At 35.5% G+C, this 8,269-nt stretch carries 9 protein-coding genes; all 9 read left to right on the top strand.

The window, feature by feature from the left end:
• A partial coding sequence (locus tag RR539_RS08800) for a uroporphyrinogen-III synthase (RefSeq protein WP_332500345.1) occupies positions 1-1,065 on the top strand: 1,065 nt, incomplete at its 5' end.
• Positions 1,049-2,032 (top strand): porphobilinogen synthase, encoded by a 984-nt coding sequence (gene hemB, locus RR539_RS08795; protein WP_332483563.1) that lies wholly within the window; start codon positions 1,049-1,051, stop codon positions 2,030-2,032. The genes RR539_RS08800 and hemB, both read left to right, overlap by 17 nt.
• Positions 2,032-3,315 (top strand): glutamate-1-semialdehyde 2,1-aminomutase, encoded by a 1,284-nt coding sequence (gene hemL, locus RR539_RS08790; protein WP_332474517.1) that lies wholly within the window; start codon positions 2,032-2,034, stop codon positions 3,313-3,315. Before hemB ends, hemL begins: the two co-directional genes overlap by 1 nt.
• Entirely contained in the window at positions 3,316-3,678 is a 363-nt protein-coding gene (locus RR539_RS08785; protein ID WP_332474518.1) for a sirohydrochlorin chelatase, read from the top strand.
• Positions 3,678-4,886, top strand: coding sequence for a precorrin-6y C5,15-methyltransferase (decarboxylating) subunit CbiE (gene cbiE, locus RR539_RS08780; protein ID WP_332474519.1), 1,209 nt, complete (start codon positions 3,678-3,680; stop codon positions 4,884-4,886). The genes RR539_RS08785 and cbiE overlap by 1 nt, the downstream gene beginning before the upstream one ends.
• Positions 4,874-6,229, top strand: a complete 1,356-nt coding sequence (locus RR539_RS08775) for a cobyrinate a,c-diamide synthase (RefSeq protein WP_332474520.1) — start codon at positions 4,874-4,876, stop codon at positions 6,227-6,229. The genes cbiE and RR539_RS08775 overlap by 13 nt, the downstream gene beginning before the upstream one ends.
• 1 nt (position 6,230) lies before the next feature.
• Positions 6,231-7,076, top strand: a complete 846-nt coding sequence (locus tag RR539_RS08770; RefSeq protein WP_332474521.1) for a cobyric acid synthase — start codon at positions 6,231-6,233, stop codon at positions 7,074-7,076.
• The gene (locus RR539_RS08765) at positions 7,066-7,584 is read left to right on the top strand and encodes a cob(I)yrinic acid a,c-diamide adenosyltransferase (RefSeq protein ID WP_332474522.1); all 519 of its coding nucleotides are present in this window, start codon (positions 7,066-7,068) and stop codon (positions 7,582-7,584) included. Before RR539_RS08770 ends, RR539_RS08765 begins: the two co-directional genes overlap by 11 nt.
• Positions 7,585-7,587: 3 nt before the next feature.
• On the top strand, positions 7,588-8,211 hold the full coding sequence (locus RR539_RS08760; RefSeq protein ID WP_332474523.1) for a precorrin-8X methylmutase: 624 nt from the start codon (positions 7,588-7,590) through the stop codon (positions 8,209-8,211).
• Positions 8,212-8,269: the final 58 nt, after the last annotated feature.

The raw sequence follows: 8,269 nt of genomic DNA, 5'->3' as shown, positions 1-8,269 counted from the left end.
TCACTTCATATAATTACAGGTCACTTAAAGGATGAAAGCTATGGTATTAACTTTAAGGCACTTGCATCTCTTAATGGAACCCTTGTGTTTTTAATGGGAATATCAGCACTTGAAACTATTACAGGATCATTAATTAGTGAGGGAATGGATGAAAATACTCCATGCGCTGTAGTTGAAAGTGGGACAACTTCAAATCAAAGGGTAACAATATCAACCCTTAAGGGTATTAAGGATGAAGCAAAGAGAGTTAAGATAAAAAGCCCAGGAATAATAATAGTTGGTGATGTTTGTAGCCTTGCTAAGGAATATAGCTGGATAGAGAATATGCCCCTATTTGGAACTAGAATACTTGTTACTAGGCCGAAAGAGGTGGCATCTAAGCTTTCCACTATACTTGAAAAAAGAGGTGCTAGTGTTACTAGTATTAACACAATTTCAATAGATAAAATAGATAGAAAAGGCTTTCTATATGCAGCCTCTAATATAAGTGATTACAAGTGGGCTATATTTACAAGTCCATCAGGTGTTAATGAATTCTTTAACTGTCTAAAGGAAGAGGAGCTTGATATAAGAATTTTATATGGAGTAAAAATAGCAGCAGTTGGTCCATCAACAGCTAAATCTATTGAGAGTAGGGGACTTATTGTAGACTTTATTCCAAGTAGGTATGATGGTGAAACCCTAGGGAAGGAAATAGGAGATATTGATTCCTGTATATTATTTAGAGCAGCTAAGGGTAATGAAGAGGTTGTGAAGATTCTAGAAGCTAGAGGTGTTAAGTGTTTAGACACACCTATTTATAAAACTTCTAGTGTTAAGCAAAACATTAATGTAGAGGATTATGACTACATAACATTTACAAGTAAAAGCTGTATAGAAGGGTTTGTAGAATCTACTGGTTTAGATGATTATTCAAATATAAATGCCATATGTATTGGGGAAACAACAGCTAGGCTTGGACGTAGCCTTTCAATGAATGTATATGTATCAGAGAAAGCAACCCTAGAGAGTATGGCAAATTTACTAGAGAAGATAAGGAGAGATAATAATGGACTTAAGGGTTAGACCAAGAAGACTTAGGGGAGATAGTAAAATTCGTGAAATGGTTCGTGAAACTAGAATTAGCAAATCTTCACTTATATATCCTATTTTCATAATAGATGGGGAAAACATACTAGAGGAAATAGACTCTATGGAGGGGCAGTTTAGATATAGTATTGACAACCTACATATTATACTGGACAAGCTTAAATCTAGAGGATTATACAAAATATTATTATTTGGAATACCTGGTGAAAAGGATGAAGTAGGAAGTGGTGCCTATGATGAGAATGGAATTATCCAAAGGGCTATAGGATTTATTAAGGAAAATTACAGTGATATGTATATAGTAACCGATGTTTGTCTATGTGAATATACAAGTCATGGTCACTGTGGAATGCTTAATGGATGCAGTGTAGACAATGACTCTACCCTAGAACTACTTTCAAAAACAGCACTATCCCATGTTAAGGCAGGAGCTGATATGGTTGCACCATCAGATATGATGGATGGAAGGGTTGGTCATATTAGAAAAACCCTAGATGACAATGGATTTACTGGGATTCCTATTATGAGCTATTCAGTTAAATATGCTTCAAGTTTCTATGGACCATTTAGGGAAGCAGCAGGTTCAGCTCCATCCTTTGGTGATAGAAAGTCATATCAAATGGACTATCACAACAAAAGAGAAGGAATTAAACAGGCAAGGCTTGATGAAGAAATGGGTGCAGATATATTAATGGTTAAGCCTGCACTTTCATACCTAGACGTTATAAGAGATGTTAAGGAAAACACAAGTCTTCCACTTGCAGCCTACAGCGTAAGTGGAGAGTATTCAATGATTAAGGCAGCGGCTAAAAATGGTTACATAGATGAGATGAATATGATTGGAGAAACTACTATAAGTATTTTTAGGGCAGGTGCGGATATATTAATTACCTACTTTGCCTTTGAAATTGCAGCACTAATAGATGAGGGGAGAATAGGATAATGGATAGATCAATTAAGCTTTATGAAGAGGGAGTTAAGTATATACCAGGGGGAGTTAATAGCCCAGTTCGTGCATTTAAATCTGTTGGATTAACACCTAGATTTATTAAGGAGGCAGATGGTGCCTACATAATAGATGAGGATAATAATAAATATCTTGATTATATAGGGTCATGGGGACCTATGATACTAGGGCACAACCACCCATCAATTAGGGAAGCTGTTATTCGCCAAGCTGAAAATGGATTAAGCTATGGTGCTGCAACTAAGCTTGAGGTTGATATGGCACGTCTTATAACTGAAATGGTGCCATCAGTTGAAATGGTTAGAATGGTTAACTCAGGAACAGAGGCTGTTATGAGCGCACTAAGACTTGCTAGAGGATATACAGGACGTAATAAAATAGTTAAGTTTGCTGGGTGTTACCATGGACACTGTGATTCTATGCTAGTTAAGGCAGGGTCAGGTGCATTAACTACAGGTGTTCCAGATAGTCTTGGAGTGCCAGAAGGTTGTGCAAAGGATACATTAACTGCAGTTTATAACAATATTGAAAGTGTTGAGAAGTTATTTGAGGAGAATAGGGGGGAGATTGCAGCTATTATATTAGAACCTGTTGTTGCTAATATGGGTGTTGTATTACCAAGGGATGGATTCTTAAATAAGCTTCGTAGTATATGTAGTGAAAATGGTGCCCTTTTAATATTTGATGAGGTTATTACAGGATTTAGACTAGGAGTAGATGGTGCACAGGGGTACTTTAATGTTAAGCCTGATATAACTGTATTCGGTAAGATTATAGGAGGGGGTATGCCTGTTGGTGCCTACGGTGCATCTAAGGAAATAATGCAGTGCATTGCACCACTTGGTGGAGTATATCAGGCAGGGACACTTAGTGGAAACCCACTTGCTATGGCAGCTGGACTTGCACAGTTAACCTACCTTAATGAGAATAGACAAGTTTATGATTATCTTCGTAGATTATCTACTAGACTATCAACTGGGCTTGAAACTTTAATAGATAGATACTCAGTTGATAATAGTGTTAACTCACTTGAATCACTATGCTGTTTATTCTTTAGCAAGGAGAAAATAGATAACTATGATAAGGCTAAGTCTTCTAATACTGAGAGCTACGGAAAGTACTTTAAATATATGATTGAAAGAGGAATATATTTAGCTCCTGCACAGTTTGAGGCTATGTTTATATCGGGTGCCCATACTGAGGAGAATATAGATTATACACTAAATGTTATAGAAGATTATTTTAAGGGGGAGAAATAAATGAAGGGTGTATTATTACTTGCACATGGAAGTCGTGAAAAATCAACAGAACTTACAATGGATAAGATAACAGGTTATGTTAAGGAGGAACTTGGTCTTAATAATGCAGTGTGTGCCTATCTTCAGTTTTCAGATAAGACTCTAGAGTGGGGAATCAATACATTAATACAAATGGGAGCAAAGGATATTAAGGTTGTTCCATACTTCCTATTTGAGGGGGTTCATATTAAGGAGGATATTCCTGAGGAAATTAATAAAATTCTAAAACATCACAATGATATTAAGGTAACCCTAGGAAATACCCTAGGAGACGATAGAAGACTAGGAGCTATTCTAGCTGACAGGGTTAGGGAATTAATATAGTGAAAATTTATATAGTAGGTGTAGGAGTTAAGAGCCACACAACTAATAGGGCCATAGAGATTATAAATTCTAGTGATGTTTTAATAGGTGCTAAAAGGGTACTTTCAGTATTTGAAAATAACAATGCTAAGAGAATAGAATCATATAAGGTTTGTGATATAAATAAAGCAATTGAGGAGAATCATCTAGCAGATGTAATATCAATTCTTGTATCAGGGGATTCAGGGTTCTTCAGTGCTGCAGAGTCTATTGTTCAGGGAATTAATAGAAGTGTTGAGATAATACCAGGAATTAGTTCACTTTCATATTTTGCAGCTAGGCTTTCAATACCCTTTGATGATATTAATGTATTAAGTCTTCATGGGAGGCATGGTGGACTTGTAGGAAGCGTTATGGAAAATCATAGAACATTTATATTAACAGATGGGACTAACTCGCCAAGAAGTATTTGTCGTTCACTTTATAAAAAGGGATTTAGAAATCTTAAAGTTTATATAGGGGAGAATCTTTCATATCCTAATGAAAGAATTACAGTAGATGATATATCTGTTGTTATGAATATGGATTTTGACCCACTTAATGTACTTATTATTGAGAATCCTCGCCCAGTTAACATTAACATATCCCTATCAGGTATAGCTGATGAGGAGTTTATACGAGGGGATGTTCCTATGACTAAGTGTGAGGTTAGAAGAATTTCAATTTCTAAGCTTAAGATTAATCGTGATGATGTTATTTATGACATAGGAGCAGGAACAGGTTCTGTTGCTATTGAAGCAGCATTATCTGCAACATATGGAAGGGTATATGCTATTGAGAAGGAAGAGAAGGCTATTAATATAATAGAGTCTAATAGGATTAAGTTTAAGGCCTATAATATGAAGGTTATTCACGGTTTTGCACCTAGTGCTATGGAGGATCTTCCAGCAGCGGATAAGGTGTTTGTAGGAGGAAGCTGTGGTCAATTAGAATCAATTATAGAAAATGCTTTCTATAAAAATCCATATGCAAGAATAGTTGTGAATGCTATATCACTTGAAACAATTTCAGAGGCACTAAGCTGCTTTAAGAAGTTTCCATTTAAAGATGTAGAAATTACTCAAGCTTCAATAGCTAAGGCAAGATCAATTGGAGAATTTAATATGATGATGGGGCAGAACCCGGTTTATATATTTAGTGGTGAAGGTGATGGAACATGGCAAGAATAATTATAACTGGTACATCAAGTGGATGTGGTAAAACAACCCTAACTATAGGATTATTATCAGCTCTTAAAAAGAGGGGGATTAATCCTTACTCACTAAAGGTGGGACCTGACTATATAGACCCTATGTTTCATAGAAGTGCACTTGGTATAGAATCATCCAATGTAGATTTGTTTATGATGGGCTATGGTGGATGTAGGGAAGTTTTATCTGAATGTGAAAGTAGTAGTGATATAGCAGTTATTGAAGGGGTTATGGGGTATTATGATGGGCTAGCTGGAATAAGCTATGAAGGGTCTACCTACGACCTATCAGTTAAGACTGGAACCCCATCTATTTTAGTAGTTAATGCTAGGGGAAAGTCCCTATCAATACTTGCAGAAATAAAGGGATATCTTGAATATGGAGATAAAAGTACCATAGCTGGAGTTATTCTAAATAATATATCACCATCACTTTATCCTGATATGAAAATATTAATAGAAAACGGATTTTCTATAAAGTGTTTAGGGTATTTAGAAAAGGATGAGAATATTACTTTAAACAGCCGCCACCTAGGTCTTATAACACCAGATGGGGTTAATAATTTAGAGGGTATTATTGATTATCTAGGAGAGAAGGTACTTGAAACCCTAGATATAGATAGAATACTAAGGATAGCATCTAAGGCCCCTTATATAGAGGCTCCATTAAAGAATATTGATAAAGTAGACAATGTTAATATTGCTGTAGCATACGACATGGCATTTAACTTCTATTATAGGGAAAATATTAAGACTCTAGAAGAAATGGGAGCAAATATTATATATTTTAGCCCTTTAAGAGATAATTATATACCTGAAAATACCCATGGGATATACATTGGGGGAGGATACCCAGAGCTTTATTTACAGTTACTATCAGATAATACTTCTATGAAAAACAGCATACTTACTGCACTTAATAGCAGAATGCCTTGCATTGCAGAGTGTGGAGGATTTATGTACCTTAATAAAAGTATTAAGGGTGAGGATGAAGTAGAGTATCCTATGGTAGGCTACCTAAGTGGTGAATGTTATAAAAGCAGTAGCCTTGTTAGATTCGGATATATAAATATAACAGGGGATAATTCATTCCTTAAAGAAGGGGAAATAGCTAGGGGACATGAGTTTCATTATTATGACTGTACATGCAGCGGTGAGGATCTTTTAGCTAGTAAGCCACTAAGGCAGAGAACCTATAAATTAGGAGTGGTTAGTGAATCCCTATTTGCAGGGTTTCATCATACACATTTTTATTCTAATTTAGAGATTCCAAGAAGATTTATTACAAAGGCTAAAAAATACAAGGATAGTATTGGAGGATAATATGGCAAGGTCAATTATGATTCAAGGAACCATGTCTAGTGTAGGTAAGAGTATTATTACAACTGGTTTATGTAGAATACTTTCAAAGGATGGCTATAAGGTGGCGCCATTTAAGTCACAGAATATGTCATCACTTTCATATACCCTAGAGGATGGTGCTGTTATATCAACAGCACAGTTTCATCAGGCAAAGGCTTGTAATATAGCCCCATCACCTTTAATGAACCCAATTTTACTTAAAATAGAACCTATGGGGTGTAGAGTATATATTAATGGTGAAGACAAGGGGATAACTTCCTCTAAGAATTATTCAGATTCGAAGGATGATCTTCGCAGGATAATACTCGATTCCTATAATAAGCTTTCAAAGGATTATGATTATATTGTTATTGAAGGGGCAGGAAGCCCAGTTGAGATGAACCTTAATTCTAATGACATTGTTAATATGGGAGTTGCAAAGATTACTAATTCACCTGTTATATTAGTTTCGGATATAGAGCGTGGTGGGGTTTTTGCATCACTTTATGGAACATTAATGCTATTACCTGAGGATGAGAGAAGTAGAATTAAGGGATGCATTGTTAATAAGTTTAGAGGAAAAAGAGAGTCTATTGATTCATTATCATCTAAGATTGAGGAGATAACAGAAAAAGACCTAATTGGAATAGTTGACTATGGTGATTTTTATATAGATGATGAGGATACCTTAAGTAGATATGAAGATGGTAAGCCATTAAGCCAAGGTGATATAGAGGAGCAGTACGATAGGGTTGAGAAGCTTTTAAGAAGATGCCTTAACATAGATAGGATTTACTCTATATTAGAAGGTGGACATAATGGAGAATAATCTTATACATATTTACCATGGAGATGGTAAGGGCAAAACCACAGCAGCAATAGGACTTACTATTCGCTGCCTTGGAGCAGGTTTTAAGGTGCTGTTTTGTCAATTTCTTAAGGGGCAGGATACAAGTGAAATGAATATATTACTAAGCCTAGATGGAATAGATGTAAAAAGGGCACCTTCACCTAAAAAGTTTACATTCCAGATGAATAGTGAAGAATTAGAAAGACTTCGGGAAGATAATAATAGGTTTTTAGATGATATAATTAATAATCTTCAGGGATACAATATGCTTGTACTAGATGAGGTTATAGGAGCCTATAATAAAAATCTTTTAGATAGGGAAAGATTATTAGAATTATTAGATTCAAAGAGAAACTGTGAAATAGTTCTTACAGGACGGGACCCAGATAATGAGCTAATATCCAGAGGGGACTATGTTTCAGAAATAAAGAAAATTAAGCATCCCTATGACAAGGGGATACCTTCAAGAATAGGAATAGAGAGGTAGAAAATGTACTTAAACATACTTTCACCAAGTGACATAGAAGAAAGAAGCTTTCAAATAATAGAAAGTGAAATGGGAGAAGTTAATATTAAAAAGGAGTTTCTCCCTATACTTAAAAGGGTAATACATACCTCAGCAGACTTTGATTACATAGATAATATGTATTTTTCAGATGACGCTGTTGAGAAGTTTGTAGAGGTTATAAAAAGTGGAGGTAAGATAATAACCGATACAGAAATGGTTAGGTCAGGAATTAACAAGAAGGTTCTTAAGAAATATGGTGCAGAGGCACTGTGTTTTATGGGAGATGAGGATGTAGCTAAGGAAGCTAGGGAAAGAGGAATAACACGTGCAATTGTTAGTATGGAAAAAGCCTCAAAGCTTAACTGCCCACTTGTATTTGCAATAGGAAATGCACCTACTGCATTAATTAAGCTTCGAGAAATGATGGACAAAGGTCTTGTAAAGCCATACCTTATAATAGCTGTTCCAGTTGGATTTGTTAATGTAGTTGAGTCTAAGGAGCTAATTATAGATTCAGGAGTTAGCTGCATATCAGCTAGGGGACGTAAAGGTGGAAGTACAATAGCTGCAGCCATATGCAATGCAATGCTTTACAGTAATTGTTAGTATATCACATATCAAATTTATACTGAAAGTGAATCTTTTAAATTAAGGTATTCTAGGG

The organism is Clostridium sp. (genome assembly GCF_036639235.1).
In the GTDB taxonomy this organism is placed as follows: Bacteria; Bacillota; Clostridia; order Clostridiales; family Caloramatoraceae; genus Clostridium_AB.
The sequence above is the reverse complement of the archived record's forward strand: the minus strand, read 5'-3'. Positions and strand labels throughout refer to the sequence as shown.